General features: G+C 66.8%; 12 protein-coding genes, 2 tRNA genes and 1 pseudogene. 8 read left to right on the forward strand and 7 right to left on the reverse strand.

Annotated elements, in window-relative coordinates; translation table 11 throughout:
* The 6 genes and pseudogenes from ACSBPQ_RS06355 to ACSBPQ_RS06380 all read left to right on the forward strand — a co-directional run.
* A pseudogene (locus ACSBPQ_RS06355) lies at window positions 1–182 on the forward strand (GNAT family N-acetyltransferase); the annotation flags it as partial.
* Window positions 179–1,132, forward strand: a complete 954-nt coding sequence (argC, locus tag ACSBPQ_RS06360; protein WP_442684189.1) for an N-acetyl-gamma-glutamyl-phosphate reductase — start codon at window positions 179–181, stop codon at window positions 1,130–1,132. The pseudogene ACSBPQ_RS06355 and the gene argC, both read left to right, overlap by 4 nt.
* Before the next feature lie 82 nt (window positions 1,133–1,214).
* Window positions 1,215–2,513 carry an argininosuccinate lyase gene (gene argH / locus ACSBPQ_RS06365; RefSeq protein WP_442684190.1) on the forward strand — a complete coding sequence of 433 codons (1,299 nt, stop codon included), beginning with the start codon at window positions 1,215–1,217 and terminating at the stop codon, window positions 2,511–2,513.
* 175 nt (window positions 2,514–2,688) lie between these two features.
* Window positions 2,689–2,946, forward strand: coding sequence for a YciI family protein (locus ACSBPQ_RS06370; protein ID WP_442684191.1), 258 nt, complete (start codon window positions 2,689–2,691; stop codon window positions 2,944–2,946).
* Window positions 2,947–2,950: 4 nt separating this feature from the next.
* The gene (proB, locus tag ACSBPQ_RS06375; RefSeq protein WP_442684192.1) at window positions 2,951–4,099 is read left to right on the forward strand and encodes a glutamate 5-kinase; all 1,149 of its coding nucleotides are present in this window, start codon (window positions 2,951–2,953) and stop codon (window positions 4,097–4,099) included.
* A 29-nt stretch (window positions 4,100–4,128) separates the two neighbouring features.
* Window positions 4,129–5,376 (forward strand): glutamate-5-semialdehyde dehydrogenase, encoded by a 1,248-nt coding sequence (locus tag ACSBPQ_RS06380; RefSeq protein WP_442684193.1) that lies wholly within the window; start codon window positions 4,129–4,131, stop codon window positions 5,374–5,376.
* Between the two features lie 94 nt (window positions 5,377–5,470).
* Here the strand turns inward: ACSBPQ_RS06380 and ACSBPQ_RS06385 are convergent, their stop codons facing one another.
* From ACSBPQ_RS06385 to ACSBPQ_RS06410, 6 genes are all read right to left on the reverse strand, one after another.
* Entirely contained in the window at window positions 5,471–6,688 is a 1,218-nt protein-coding gene (locus ACSBPQ_RS06385) for a CynX/NimT family MFS transporter (protein ID WP_442684530.1), read from the reverse strand.
* Between the two features lie 90 nt (window positions 6,689–6,778).
* Window positions 6,779–6,855: transfer RNA gene (locus tag ACSBPQ_RS06390), tRNA-Pro, on the reverse strand.
* Between the two features lie 156 nt (window positions 6,856–7,011).
* Window positions 7,012–7,088, reverse strand: a tRNA-Pro gene (locus ACSBPQ_RS06395).
* Window positions 7,089–7,146: 58 nt separating this feature from the next.
* Window positions 7,147–7,257, reverse strand: a complete 111-nt coding sequence (gene cydX, locus ACSBPQ_RS06400; RefSeq protein WP_442684194.1) for a cytochrome bd-I oxidase subunit CydX — start codon at window positions 7,255–7,257, stop codon at window positions 7,147–7,149.
* A 32-nt stretch (window positions 7,258–7,289) separates the two neighbouring features.
* A complete protein-coding gene (gene cydB / locus ACSBPQ_RS06405; protein ID WP_442684195.1) occupies window positions 7,290–8,441 on the reverse strand; it encodes a cytochrome d ubiquinol oxidase subunit II in 1,152 nt (383 codons plus the stop codon).
* 15 nt (window positions 8,442–8,456) lie between these two features.
* Window positions 8,457–10,037, reverse strand: coding sequence for a cytochrome ubiquinol oxidase subunit I (locus tag ACSBPQ_RS06410; RefSeq protein WP_442684196.1), 1,581 nt, complete (start codon window positions 10,035–10,037; stop codon window positions 8,457–8,459).
* 188 nt (window positions 10,038–10,225) lie between these two features.
* Between ACSBPQ_RS06410 and cydD the strand changes: the two genes are divergently transcribed.
* Complete coding sequence (gene cydD, locus ACSBPQ_RS06415) at window positions 10,226–11,956, forward strand: thiol reductant ABC exporter subunit CydD (protein WP_442684197.1); 1,731 nt, start codon at window positions 10,226–10,228, stop codon at window positions 11,954–11,956.
* Complete coding sequence (gene cydC / locus ACSBPQ_RS06420; RefSeq protein ID WP_442684198.1) at window positions 11,953–13,617, forward strand: thiol reductant ABC exporter subunit CydC; 1,665 nt, start codon at window positions 11,953–11,955, stop codon at window positions 13,615–13,617. Before cydD ends, cydC begins: the two co-directional genes overlap by 4 nt.
* A 162-nt stretch (window positions 13,618–13,779) precedes the next feature.
* On the opposite strand, the gene ACSBPQ_RS06425 is transcribed toward cydC, so the two are convergent.
* On the reverse strand, window positions 13,780–14,634 hold the full coding sequence (locus tag ACSBPQ_RS06425) for a DNA ligase (RefSeq protein WP_442684199.1): 855 nt from the start codon (window positions 14,632–14,634) through the stop codon (window positions 13,780–13,782).
* Between the last annotated feature and the right edge of the window lie 31 nt (window positions 14,635–14,665).

Below are 14,665 nucleotides of genomic sequence, written 5' to 3' on the forward strand. Positions count from 1 at the left end.
AGCTGGTTCAACCAGGCGTTGCGCCGCGCCATCGCACGCCTTGGCGCAAAACAGGATGGCGTGCTGCGCAGCCACAAGCGTTACGCCGACGGGTCGCGTCGCGACACCGTGGTGTTTTCCATCATCGATACGGAATGGCCGGCGAAACCCACCTGCAGTTCCTTCTGGATTCGCACTCATGACTGACAAGAAATTCTCCCTGGGCATCGTTGGCGCCCGCGGCTACACCGGTACCGAGCTGATCAGGCTGGTGGCGGCGCATCCGCACATCGAGCTTGCGTTCGTGTCCTCGCGCGAGCTGGCTGGCCAGCGCGTGGCCGATCACAACGACGCCTATCGTGGCGAGCTGCGCTATGAAAACCTGGATGCCGACGCGGTTGCCGCCAAGGGCGCGGATGCGGTCATCCTGGCGCTGCCCAATGGCAAGGCCGGGCCGTTCGTGGCGGCACTGGATGCGGCCAGGCCGGACACGGTGATCGTCGACCTGTCAGCCGATTACCGCTTCGACAACAGCTGGTACTACGGCTTGCCGGAGCTGACCCGCAACCGTTACGACGGCCAGAAGCGCATCAGCAATCCGGGCTGCTATGCCACCGCGATGCAGCTTGCGATCACGCCATTGCTGTCGCAGCTGGCCGGCCCGCCGGTCTGCTTCGGCGTATCCGGCTGGTCGGGGGCGGGCACCACGCCCTCGGACAAGAACAACCCCGAGCTGCTGCGCGACAACCTGATGCCGTACGCGCTGACCAACCATGTGCACGAGCGCGAGGTGGGGACGCAGCTTGGCGTGCCGGTGGAATTCATGCCGCATGTCGCGCCGCATTTCCGCGGCATCACCATGACGGTGAACCTGTGGCTGCAGCAGCCGCTCAAGCGCGAGGAGATCGTCGCGCTGTACACGCAGCGTTATGCCGATGAACCGCTGGTGGAAATCATCGACGAGGCGCCGTGGGTGAGCCGTATCGCCGGCCAGCACGGCGTACAGATCGGCGGCTTTACCCTGGCGCCGGGCAACAAGCGCGTGGTGCTGGTGGCGACCATCGACAACCTGCTCAAGGGCGCGGCCACCCAGGCGTTGCAGAACCTCAACCGCGCGTTGGGGCTGGATGAGCTGATGGCGGTTCCGTATTGATTCTGGTGGATAGCGGCGGCTGAGAGGTTGCCAGCTTCGCGGCTTGCGCCGCTCCTGCATAGCTGCACTGAGAGAGATCGACATGACCAATTTGCTTTGGCAGAAACCCGGCGTCGCGGTTGACGCGAAGATCCAGACCTTCCTGGCGGGTGACGACGTCATCCTGGACCGCGAGTTTTTCCTGCACGACATCCAGGCCAGCACCGCGCATGCTGAAGGCCTGCAGCACATCGGCATCCTCTCGGCCGACGAACTGGCCGGCCTGAAGCGTGAGCTGGCCGTGCTGGCCGAGGACTTCCGCAGCGGCGCCTTCGTGCTGGACGAGCAATACGAGGATTGCCATTCGGCGATCGAGGCGCGCCTGACCGAGCGTCTTGGCGATGCCGGGCGCAAGATCCACACCGGCCGCAGCCGCAACGACCAGATCCTGGTGGCCACCCGCCTGTGGCTGAAGGACAAGCTCGAGCGCGTGGCGCAGATCAGCACCGAGGTCGCCAGGGTCGCGCTGGATCGCGCCGCCGCCGAACAGCAGCAGCCATTGCCGGGTTACACCCATATCCAGCGTGCCGTGGTGTCTTCGGCGGGCATGTGGTGGGCGGGCTGGGCCGAGGCTTTCATCGACAACGCCGTGCGTGCCCGCGATACCCGCGCGCTGATCGACACCAATCCGCTGGGCACCGCTGCCGGCTATGGCGTCAACCTGCCGCTGGACCGTGAGCACACGACGAAGGCGCTGGATTTCTCGCGCATGCAGATCAGCCCGATCTACGCGCAGCTCTCGCGTGGCAAGTTCGAGCTGGCCGCGCTGGAAGCGCTGGGCGGCGCCACCCTGGACCTGCGTCGCATCGCCTGGGACCTGTCGCTGTTCACCACCGGCGAATTCGCCTTCGTGGCGTTGCCGGCGCAGTACACCACCGGCAGTTCGATCATGCCGAACAAGCGCAATCCGGACGTGATCGAGCTGATGCGTGCCACCCACGCCAGCGTCGCCGCCGCGCGTACCGAGATCGAGCAGCTGCTGTCGCTGCCGTCGGGTTACCAGCGTGACCTGCAGAACTCCAAGGGTGCGATCGTGCACGGCTTCGGCCGTGGCCTGGCGGCACTGGAGCTGCTGCCGGCGCTGCTGTCCAACCTCGACTGGCGCGACGACCACATCCGCGCGGCGATCGATTCGGGCATGTATGCCACCGACGTGGCGGTGGAAGCCGCCGTGGCCGGGGTACCGTTCCGCGATGCCTACAAGGCTGCGGCGGAGGCATCGGATAGTGCAGGGCAGGGACGCACACCCGAAGGCAGCCTCGCCGCGCGCGTGTCGCCCGGTGCGGCGGCGGACCTGCGGCTGGATGAGCTCGCTGCACGCTGGCGGGCGCTGCAGGGGTGATACGCACACGGGCGCCCTGGGCGCCCGTCCTGTTTGCGGCATATCCGGTGGTGGGAATCACCGCTGCTGCGGCTCGTTGCGCGTGTTTGCGACAGCACCGCCGGCAAGTTCCAACCGAAAGCAAACGCGACGCCGGCATGCCGGGCGTGCTGTCATATGGACAAAGGAGAGCGGAATGAAAATGTATCTGGTGATGGCCCTGCGCAAGCCTTCGTTCGACAGCGCCGCCATCGCACCCCACCTGGCGTTTCTCGATGAACTGGCTGCCGCCGGACAACTGCACCTGACCGGCGGTTTCAGCGATGGCAGCGGCGGTGCCTATGTGCTGAAGAACGTCTCCGGCCTGGAGCATGCCGAGGCCATCGTCGCGCGTGATCCGCTTGTCCTTCACGACAGTTCTGAACTCACCGTCCATGAATGGAATACCCGCTGACATCATGAGCAGCACCGTGCAATCTTCGTTCACCGAACAGCCGTTGCCGCCCTGGCGGCGGGCCGTGCTGAAAGTCGGCAGCAGCCTGCTGGCCGCCGACGGTGGTGGCCTGACGCCGCGCTTCGCACTAGGACTGGCGCAGTTCGTGTCGGCCAATGTGCAGGCGGGGCGGGAAGTGGTGATCGTGTCTTCCGGAGCGGTCGCGGCCGGCCGCGCCATCGTGCCGAAAGGGGCCGAGGCGGGCGCGGCGATCGCCGCGCGGCAGGCGCTGGCGGCGCTGGGGCAGGCGCAGCTGATCGCCTTGTGGCAGCGCTTCTTCGAACGGCCGGTGGCGCAGGTGCTGCTGACCCATGACGACCTGCGCAACCGCCGCCGCTACCTCAACGCGCGCGCCACGCTCAACGAATTGCTGGCACTGGGCACGTTGCCGGTGATCAACGAGAACGACACCGTCTCGGTCGATGAGCTCAAGCTCGGCGACAACGACAACCTGGCCGCGATCGTCGCCGCGCTGGTCGATGCCGATGCGCTGTTCATCGCCACCGATATCGACGGCCTGTACACCGCCGATCCGCGTGGCAATCCGCACGCGCAACCGATCAACGAGGTGACCGCACTGACGCCGGAGGTGATGGCGATGGCCGGCGGCAGCGGCAGCGCGGTCGGCACCGGCGGCATGCAAACCAAACTGCAGGCGGCGGCCAAGGCCGGCGCGGCGGGGATCGACACGTTCCTGTTCAACGGCCGCGATGGCAGCGTGGTGCGGGAGCTGGCACAGGGCCGCCTGCGGGGTACCCGCGTGCATGCCGGACGCTCGCGCATCGCCGCACGCAAGTACTGGCTGCGCCACGCGCCGGTGGAGCCGGGGGCGATCCTGATCGATGCCGGTGCCGCACGCGCGTTGCGCGAGAAGGGCGCCTCGCTGTTGCCCGGTGGCGTACTCGGTGCCGAAGGCGAGTTCCGCCGCGGCGACATGGTCGAGGTGCGCCAGTTCGATGGCGAAGGCGGGCCGCACATCGCCCGCGGGATCAGCCAGTACTCGGCGGTGGATATCCGTCGCATCAGCCAGCACCACACGCGTGAGATCGAATCGATCCTTGGTTACAACTACGGTGACAACGTGGTTCACCGCGACGACATGGTGGTGCTGTGATGTCGTCCTCCACCGATACGGGAATGGTCATGAGTGATATCCGCACGCTGGCATTGCAATGCCGCGACGCCGCCCAGCAGCTGGGCCAGCTTTCCACGCAGGCGCGCAGTGCGCTGCTGATGTCGATGGCGGACGCGCTGGATGCCGACGCCGGCGCAATCCTGGCGGCCAACGAAGTCGACCTGCAGGCCGCGCGCGACAAGGGCGTGGGCACTGCGATGCTCGACCGGTTGGCGTTGAATCCGTCGCGTCTGGTGGGCGTTGCCAATGCGCTGCGTGAAGTGGCGGGCCTGCCGGACCCCGTGGGCGAGATCACCCGCGACTACGTGCGTCCCAACGGTATCCGCGTGCAGAAGGTGCGGGTGCCACTGGGGGTGATCGCGATGATCTACGAAGCGCGTCCGAACGTCACCGCCGATGCCGCGGCGCTGTGCATCAAGGCCGGCAACGGGGTGATTCTGCGCGGCGGCTCGGAGGCCATCCATTCCAACACCGCCATCGCCGCCAGCCTCAAGCGGGCGCTGCGCGAGGCCGGCATCGCCGATGCCGCATTGACGCTGGTCGAGGACCTGCGCCGCGAGACCATGCTGGAGCTGCTGCAGCTCAACGACCTCATCGATCTGGCCATCCCGCGCGGCGGCGAGGGGCTGATCCGCTTCGTCGCCGAACATGCGCGGGTGCCGGTGATCAAGCACTACAAAGGCGTGTGCCATCTGTTTGTCGATGACAGTGCCGATCTGCAACTGGCGCTGGATCTGCTGGTCGACGGCAAGGTGTCACGTCCGGCCGCCTGCAATTCATTGGAAACCCTGCTGGTGCATGCTGATGTCGCACCGCGTTTCCTGCCGTTGGCGGCAGCCGCATTGCGGCAGCGCGGCGTGGAGCTGCGCGGTGATGCGGCCACGCAGGCGCTGGTGGCGGACGTGTTGCCGGCCACGCAAGACGACTACGCTGCCGAATACCTGGACCTGATCCTTGCGGTGCGCGTGGTCGATTCGTTGCCGGCGGCCATCGCCCATATCCAGCAGTACACCTCCGACCATACCGAGGTGATTGCCACGGGCACTGCTGCGCATGCCGAGCAGTTCATGCACGCGCTGCGTTCGGCGGTGGTGATGGTCAATGCCTCCTCGCGCTTTTCCGATGGCGGCGAGCTGGGACTGGGCGCGGAGATCGGCATCTCCACCACGCGCCTGCATTCCTATGGCCCGATGGGACTGGAGGCGCTCACGGTGGAGCGCTTCGTGGTCCGCGGCGAGGGCCAGGTCAGGGGCTGAGTGCCGGAAACGGGTGGAGAGGAAGGAGTAACGGGTAAAGCCGGATCAGACGCCATTGGTCTAGGTTTTACCTGTCCCCGTTACTGTCGATCCGTTACTGGCGCCAATGGTCTTCCAGCTGCTGCGGCTTGCAGGCGAACCAGGCGGCGGTCAGCAGCACGGCCGAGCACAGGCCCAGGAAGGCGAAGGACCAGGTCCAGTTGCCGCTGGCGCCATGCAGCCAGCCGAACAGCACCGGCCCCAGGCTGGCGACGCTGTACCCCACGCCCTGCATGAAGCCGGACAGGGCGGCGGAGCCGGCCTGGGTGCGGGTGCGCAGGTTGATCAGGGTCAGCCCCAGCGGGAAGGTGGACGGGCCGAGCCCGGAGATGGCCACCCACAGCCAGGGAGCAGCCATCGGCGCCCACAGCAGGCCGGCGAACGCGATCATGTTCAGGATGAAAACGCCCATTGCCAGCGGGAACGGATTGCGCATGCGCACCGCCATCGCCGGTACCAGCAGCGATGGCAGCAGGCCGATGGCCGAATACAGCGCCACCATCACCCCGCCGAAGGATTCACTGGCACCGGCGTCGACCATCACTTTCGGCAGCCAGGTGAACAGCGAATAGGTGCCCAGCGAGGTCATGCCGAACATCAACGCCATGCCCCAGCCCAGTGAGGTCTTCCACACCCGGCCGGTACCCGCAGTGCCCGTTGCGGTGCGGGTGGTCACGCTCTCGGCAGGAGACTGGGTGCGGGACAGCAGCAGCCACGGCAGCACTGCGGCGAGCGTGAACAGGGACCACACGCCCAGCGAGATGCGCCAGTCGAAGCGGTCGGCCAGCGGTACCGCCAGCAGTGCCGGCACCATCGTCCCGGCCTGCAGCACGGTGATGTAGATGGTGCTGAGCGTGCCGACGCGGTCGGCGAAATACCGTTTCACCAGCGGCGGCACCAGCACGTTGCCCATACCCATGCCGGCCAGCGCGATGGCCGAGCCAAGCATCAGCATGCCGACATTGCCGGCGGCCGAGCGCAGCAGCAGGCCGAGCGTCGCCAATGCCATGGACAGGATCGCGGTGCGCTCCAGTCCCAATGCACGGATGATGCGCGGTGTGGCCAGTCCGAATACGGCGAAGGCGGCGGTCGGCATCATCCCGAGCACGCCGGTCATGGTGCTGCCGAAGTTGAAGGTCTGGCCCAGACGCTCCAGCAACGGCGACAGCGACGTCACCGCGCTGCGCAGGTTGGCGGCAACCAGGACGATGGCGACAAAAGCCAGCAGGCGGCCTTTTAGCAGGGAATGCCGCTGTGGAGCGGTGTTGGACAAGGACACGACAGACTCCAGTGCGGAGAAGGGGCGATTGCATGGGAATCGCCCAAAACAAAAGCCGACCCGAGGGCCGGCTTTTGTCCAATTTGGTCGGGGAGACAGGATTCGAACCTGCGACCTCTACGTCCCGAACGTAGCGCTCTACCAGACTGAGCTACACCCCGAAGGAGCCGCCTATGATAGCGGTGGACCTTCAATACTGCAAGCTGTTTTCACCCTTGTCACCGTCAGCGCGATCGCGTGATGGTGGAAGCCGGGCGCTTGTTCCCGGCAATGAAAAAGCCTGGACAACGTTGCCGTTTTCCAGGCTTTCGACCTTCTGGTCGGGGAGACAGGATTCGAACCTGCGACCTCTACGTCCCGAACGTAGCGCTCTACCAGACTGAGCTACACCCCGCGAAGGAGCCCGGAAAGATACGCGCAGTCCGGGCTCATGGCAAGACCTTCACATGGGTTCAGTGGCTTGCTTCGGCCTTGCGGGCTTCGCGCGCCTCAAACCACATGCCGTTGAGGATGGCGACGGTCGATGCCAGGCCGGCACCGAGGATCCAGGCGAAATACCACATGGTTGGCTCCTTGAATGGTGGGAATGTGCGGATCAGTAGGCGTTGGGGTTGTCGCCCATCTCGTCCAGCGACGTCTTGCCCTTGAGCACCCGGTACACCCAGGAGGTGTAGGCGAGGATGAGGGGCAGGAAGATCGCCGTTGCCAGCAGCATGATCCACAGCGTCAGGTGGCTGGAGGAGGCGTCCCACAGCGTCAGGCTGGAATCGGGCTGGCTGGAGGAGGGCAGCAGGAACGGGAAGCAGGCAAAGCCCACGGTGAGGATGATGCCGGCGATCGACAGCCCCGAGGCGATGAAGGCCATGATCCCGTGACGCCCGCGCAGCAGCACGGCGCTGGCCAGTGCGCCGAGCAGGCCGGCGGCCGGAGCCAGCAGTGTGGCCGGCATGCTGCTGTAGTTGTGCAGCCAGCCACCGGCCGCACCGATCTGGACGGTTTTCAGCAGCGGATTGCTGGGGCCGTCGGTCGCCATCGACGAGGTGATGGCATAACCCGGCAGGCCGAAGGCGACCCAGAGGCCGGCGGCGGCGAACAGCACGAAGCTCAGCAGGGCGGCGATGCTGCCGTAGCGGGCCGAGCGGTCGGCCACCGGGCCGTCGGTCTTGATCACCAGCATGGCCGCGCCATGGGCGATGAGCATCGCCACGCTGAGCAGGCCGGCCAGCAGCGCGAACGGGGTCAGCAGGCCGAAGAAGCCACCCGTGTAGAAAATTCGCTGGGTGTCATCGAAGTGATAGGGCACGCCCAGCAGCACGTTGCCTACCGCCACGCCCATGATCAGGGCCGGAACGAAGCCGCCGATGAACAGCGCCCGGTCCCAGTTGTTGCGCCAGGTCTGCGACGGCATCTTGCCGCGGTACTTGAAGCCCACCGGGCGCAGGATCAGCGCGAACAGGATCACGAACATCGCCAGGTAGAAACCGGAGAAGCTGACCGCGTACAGCGGCGGCCACGCGGCGAAAATCGCGCCACCGCCGAGGATCAGCCACACCTGGTTGCCTTCCCATACCGGGCCGATGGTGTTGATCACCAGCCGGCGTTCCTCGTCGGTCCGGGCCACGAACGGCAGCAGCGTGCCGACCCCGAGATCGAAACCGTCCATCACTGCAAAACCGATCAGCAGCACGCCCAGCAGCAGCCACCAGATCACGCGCAGCGTGGTGTAGTCCAGAAGAATGAAATCCATGGGTGTTCTCCTGCCTTATGCCTGGCCCGCGGCCGGGGCGGTGACGTGGGGGGAGGTGGACGGCTGCAGTGAGGGCAGGATCTGCTCCGGTCCCTTGCCGATGGCCTTCAGCATCAGCTTGATCTCGATCACCATCAGCACCGTATAGAGCGCGACGAAGCCGGTCAGGGTGATGAGGATCTGGTGCAGCGCTAGGCCCGAGGCGGCATAGAACGTCGGCAGCACGCCCTCCACGGCCCACGGCTGGCGACCGTATTCGGCCACGAACCAGCCGCATTCAATGGCGATCCACGGTAGTGGCAATGTCCACAGCGCGATTTTCAGGAACGTGCGTTTGTCCTGGAAATTGTTGCGGCAGGAGTAGTAGAAGGCCACCGCGAAGAAGGCGATCAGGTAGAAGCCAAGGCCGGCCATGATGCGGAAGGTCCAGAACAGCGGCGCCACCCGCGGCACGGTGTCCATCGCCGCCTGCGAGATCTCCTCCGGCGTGGCGTTGAGGATGTCCTCGCGGTAGCGCTTGAGCAGCAGGGCGTGGCCCAGATCCTGCCAGTGCCGGTCAAACATCGCGCGGGCTTCGCTGTCGTTCTTGTCGGCGCGGACGCGCTCCAGGGCGGCGTAGGCCAGCTGGCCGCCACGGATGCGGTGCTCGGCGCGCTCGACCAGCTCCAGGATGCCCGGAATCGGCTGGTGCAGCGAGCGGGTGGCGATCAGCCCCATCAGGTACGGGACCTTGACCGCATAGTCGTTCTGGTGGGTCGTCTGGTTGGGAATGCCGAAGGCGGTGAAGTCGGCCGGAGCGGTTTCGGTTTCCCACATCGCCTCGATGGCGGCCAGCTTCATCTTCTGGTGCTCGTTGGCGGCGTAACCGCTCTCATCCCCCAGTACCACGACCGAGATCGAGGACAGCAGGCCGAACGCCGCGGCCACCGCGAACGAGCGCCGGGCAACGTCGTGGTGCCGGTTGCGCAGCAGGTAGAAGGCACTGATGGACATCACGAACACCGCGCCGGTCACGTAGCCGGCCGATACCGTGTGCACGAACTTGGCCTGGGCCACCGGGTTGAACAGCACCGCCATGAAGTCCACGACTTCCATGCGCATCGTTTCCGGATTGAACACCGCACCCACCGGGTTCTGCATCCAGCCGTTGGCGATCAGGATCCACAGTGCCGACAGGTTGGTGCCCAGTGCCATCAGCCAGGTCACGGTGAGGTGCTGCACCTTGGACAGGCGGTTCCAGCCGAAGAAGAACAGGCCGATGAAGGTGGCCTCCAGGAAGAACGCCATCAGTCCTTCGATGGCCAGTGGTGCACCGAAGATGTCGCCGACGTAGTGGCTGTAGTAGGACCAGTTCATGCCGAACTGGAATTCCATGACGATGCCGGTGCCTACGCCCATGGCGAAGTTGATGCCGAACAGCGCGCCCCAGAACAGGGTCATGCGGCGCCAGACCTCCTTGCCGGTCATCACGTAGACGCTTTCCATGATCGCGATCAGGAAAGACAGGCCCAGTGTGAGCGGGACGAACAGGAAGTGGTACATCACTGTCAGCGCGAATTGCAGGCGCGACAGATCGACGATTGTCGTATCGATCATGATCCGGCTACCTCATGAAATATGGACATCATTGGATCGGGGGGAGGAAAACAGTGTGAATACTTGATCCCGATTCTGATCCTGACGTTGATCCGGATCAAGGCGACAGATCGACGCACCGGGCAAGGTGGATTGCCGCGGGTGGGCATGCAGGATGCTTACAATCGGGCAGAAACTTTCCAGTCGGGTTGTCAGTCTTGAGTGAGGTTGCAGATAGCGTGCAGGCGCAACGGGAGCTGCGCCGCCAGCAGCGGCAGTGGTTGGCGGAACTGGCGGCGGGGGCGCGCGCGCAGCAGCGGACGGCGGTCATCGCCGTGTGTGTTTCCGGCGGCTTGCTGATCGCGCAGGCTGCAGCCATCGCCTGGTTGATCCAGGGCGTTTTCGTCGAGCAGCGGCCACTGGCGCAGACCACCGCAGTGTTCGGCCTGCTGGCCGCCGTGCTGCTGGCGCGCAGCCTGCTGGGTGGGCTGGCGCAGAGCGCGGCCGGTGATGTCGCCGACGCGGCGCGGCTGGCATTGCGCGAGAAGGTCTACCGGCGGCTGTTGGGCCGCGGCCCGCTGTGGCTGCGCCGGCAGCGCACCGGTGAGCTGAGCGAGCTGCTGCTCAGCCATGGCGACGCGATTGAAGGCTATTACGCCGGATTCCAGCCGGTACGCGTGGAAGTGGTGGTGGTGCCGCTGCTGATCGCGCTGGCGGTGGCCTGGGTGGACTGGGTGGTGGCGCTGATTCTGATCTGCACCGCACCGCTGGTGCCGGTGTTCATGATGCTGGTCGGTTGGAGCGCGGAGGCTGCCGGCCGTGAGCAGCTGGGCGAACTGGCGCGGATGAGCGGCCACTTCGCCGACCGCATCAAGGGTCTGGGGCTGCTGCGCCTGTACGGGCGCGGCGAGGTCGAGCTGCAAGGCATCGCCGCCGCCGCCGAAGGCGTGCGCCTGCGCACGATGAAGGTGCTGCGCATCGCGTTCCTGTCCTCCACCGTGCTGGAATTTTTCGCCTCGGTCAGCGTGGCGATGGTGGCCTTGTACCTGGGGCTGAGCTATCTGGGCATGGTGTCGCTGCGCGAGGCGGTGCCGACCCTCGGTGTGGGGGTGTTCTGCCTGCTGCTGGCACCGGAATTCTATGCACCGCTGCGGCGCCTGGCCGCGCATTACCACGACCGCGCCAATGCGCTGGCGGCGGCCTCGGAAGTGGAGCGCCTGCTGCAGGACGATCTCCCGGCCGCAGAGGTGGCGCCCGCGAAACCTTCACCGCTGGCGGCCGAGCCGATCCAGCGGCAGGAAGCGCTGGTGGCGCTGCGCGACCTGACCCTGCGGCCGCAGGGGGCAAATCACGATGTGCTTTCCGGATTCTCGCTGGAGATCAGCGAAGGCCAGCATCTGGCGCTGGTCGGCCCCAGTGGTTGCGGCAAGAGCACCTTGCTGGAGGCGCTGGCCGGCTGGCTGCCGCCCCGCCAGGGTGAAATCGTGCTGCGCGACGGTGTGCGGGTCGGCTATGCGGGGCAGCGTCCCTATCTGTTCCACGGCTCGATTGCCGACAACCTGCGCCTGGCCGATCCCAGCGCCAGTGAGGCGCGCTTGCATGCCGTCGCCGAGGCGGCGCAGGTCATGCGCTTCGTCCGCCACTTGCCGCAGGGGCTGGATACGGTGATCGGTGAACGCGGCTTCGGGCTGTCCGGTGGCGAGGCCCGTCGTATCGGACTGGCGCGGATGCTGTTGGCCGATCCGGAACTGCTGCTGCTGGATGAGCCCACCGCCTTCCTCGATCCACAGACGGAGGCGGACCTGCTGCATGCACTGGCAGTCCATACCCGTGGACGCACGGTCGTCATGGCCACCCACAGCGAGGCGGCGATGCGCTGGGCCGATGCCGTGGTGCGCCTGCAGGTAGGGCAGGGCGTGGCGCCGGAGGCCGGGGCATGAACGACACGATGCGCAAGGTGTTCATCCGGCACCGCGGACGCACGCTGCTGGCGGTGGTGCTGTTGCTGACCACGATGCTGGCCGGCGTCGGCCTGCTCGGGCTGTCCGGTGGCTTCCTGACCGGTGCCGCACTGGCCGGGGCGGCAGGTCTGGCCGCCAGTTTCAATTTCTTTTCGCCGTCAGCCGGCATCCGGGCGTTGACCATAGCGCGGATTGCCTCGCGCTATTTCGAGAAGCTGGTCGGCCATGATGTGACCCTGCGTGTCGCCCGCGACCTGCGGGTGTGGTTCTTCCGCCGTGCCCTGCCGCTGGCGCCGGCACGCCTGGGCAGCAGCCGGACCGGCGAGCTGCTGACGCGGCTGGTTTCGGATATCGGCGAAGTCGACGGGGTGCTGGTGCGGGCCATCGGCCCATTGCTGGCCCTGCTCGGTATCGTGCTGGCCTGTGTGGTTGCCGCGGCCTTGATCTATTGGCCGGCCGCGGTGGTGCTGCTGGTGGTGGCCGCTCTCATCGCCATCGGCGTGCCGCTGCTGGCCGTACACGGTGGCGAGCGCGGGGAGGCCGGGCGTGCGCAATCGCGTACCCGGCTGCGTACCTTAGCGTTCGAAGGGCTGGAAGGCGTCGCCGACTTGACCGCGCTGCAGGCGCAGGGCGAGTGGATCGCGCGGGTGGATGCGGCCGCGTTGCAGGTCGCCGGGCATGACCGGAGGCGCCGGCGCCGGCTGATCGGCGGCAACGTCATGCATTCGGCCGGCGCCGGGCTGGGCCTGCTGGCGATGCTGTGGCTGGGGCTGCATGCGTTCCAGGGTGACCAGATCAGCGCACCGCTGGCAGCGGTTCTGCTGTTCCTTACCGTGGCCTTGCTGGAGGTGGCCGCAGGCAGTGGCCTGGCCTGGCAGTCGCTGCAGTCCGCGCGGGTCGCCGCCGACCGCTTGCGCCAGATCGTGGACCAGCCGCCGGCGGTGGAAGAGCCGGCGCAGCCGCTGGCATTGCCGCCGCAGCCGGCCACGCTTAGTTTCGAGCAGGTGGTTTTCCAATGGCCGGGAGAGCCCCGGCGGCTGCTGGATGGTGTGGAGCTGCAGCTTCAGCCCGGTGACCGGGTCGCCATCCGCGGTGACAGCGGCTGCGGCAAAAGCACCTTGTCGGCCCTGCTGCTGCGGCTGTGGGACCCGCAGCAGGGCTGCGTGCGCTACGGCGGCGTGGACCTGCGCGCGGTGGCACAGCAGGACTGGCACCGCCGTGTCGCCTGGCTGCCGCAGGGGGCACCGGTGTTTGCCGGCACCATCGCCGACAACCTGCGGCTGGGAAATCCCCAGGCCGACGAGGCGGCGCTGTGGCAGGTACTGGAACAGGTGCGTTTGACGGCCTGGGCGCAACAGCAGGGCGGGCTGTCGGCATGGATCGGCGAGAACGGCAGCACCATGTCGGCGGGCCAGGCCCGGCGGCTGGCCTTGGCCCGTGCCTTGCTGCGCGACGCGCCGCTGATGGTGCTCGACGAGCCGACCGAAGGCCTGGATGTGGACACCGCGGAGGCCTTGTTGGTCGATCTCGCTACCGCACTGGGATCGCGCAGCTTGCTGATGATCACCCATGGCCAGTTGCCCGAAGGCGTGGTGCAGCGTGAATACCGCTTGCAGCAGGGGCGCCTGCTACCGGCTTGAGCGGGGCGACTGCAATGCGATGAGCGAGCGACATGCGCCTGTCGCGGGTACGGGCTTGTCTGTGACGGGTAGTACCGGGCAGAACGTGCCGATGGGGGCGCAGGCTGCGCTTCTGCGACCACTGCGTGAAACCCGCTGGCCGGCGTTGTGTGGGCTGCCGTCTCAGCGCCGCTCGTCCGGCGCTGTTTCCTCACGCACCCGCAGGAACCGCGCGAAGCGGGGCAGGCCGTTGGCGGTGAAGCCGTTGTAGCGGTAGGTCACCCGCGTGCCGATCGCGGGGGGATGGGCGCGCTCCACATCCTTGAGCCCGCTGCCGATGCGGAAGCGGCGGCCATCGTGGCGCTCCACCAGCAGCGCGCCCAGCATGCCGGTGTACTTGCCCTTGCCGGGAACATGGCCGACCACCCAGGCCTCGGCATCGTCCCAGGGCTTGAGCTTGAGTATTCCCGGGCTGCGGCCGGCGCTGTAGCGGTTGTCCTGGTGGTGCAGCATCAAGCCTTCACCGCCTGCCGCGACCACCGTCCGCAGCAGCTGCTGCAAGCGGGCGGTATCGGCCACCCGCTGCTGCGCCACCAGTGCGAGGTGGCGGGCGTCGGTCTGTTGGATCAGCTGCTGCAAGGCCTCAAGGCGCTGCGAGAACGGGCCGGGATGTTCGGGCAGGTCGAACGCCATGAAACGGACCTGCCGCCAGTCATCACTGTGTTGCGGGCGGGTGCGGATGATCGTGCTGACCTCATCGAAGCGGTTGCGGGCGATCCACAGCTCTCCGTCCAGTGCCTGCGCGGGCCAGCCCTCGGTGAAGGCCCGCGGTGCCGGAATGCGGTTGCCGGCACGCGTCCACAGCTGCCGGCCATCCCAGCGGGCGCGCACGCCGTCGAGTTTCTCGCTGACCCAGTAGTGCGACACCTCCGGTCCGTCGCGCCATTGTCCGGCGAGCATCAGCGGTGGCGGCGCGGCCGCCTGTGCAGGGAGGGGCAGCAGACAGGCGCACAGCAGCACAAGCAGCAGGCGGATCATGGCGTTCCATCGCAGCGTGGCAGGGAGCGCC

Source organism: Stenotrophomonas sp. JC08 (genome assembly GCF_052180205.1).
In the GTDB taxonomy this organism is placed as follows: domain Bacteria; phylum Pseudomonadota; class Gammaproteobacteria; order Xanthomonadales; family Xanthomonadaceae; genus Stenotrophomonas.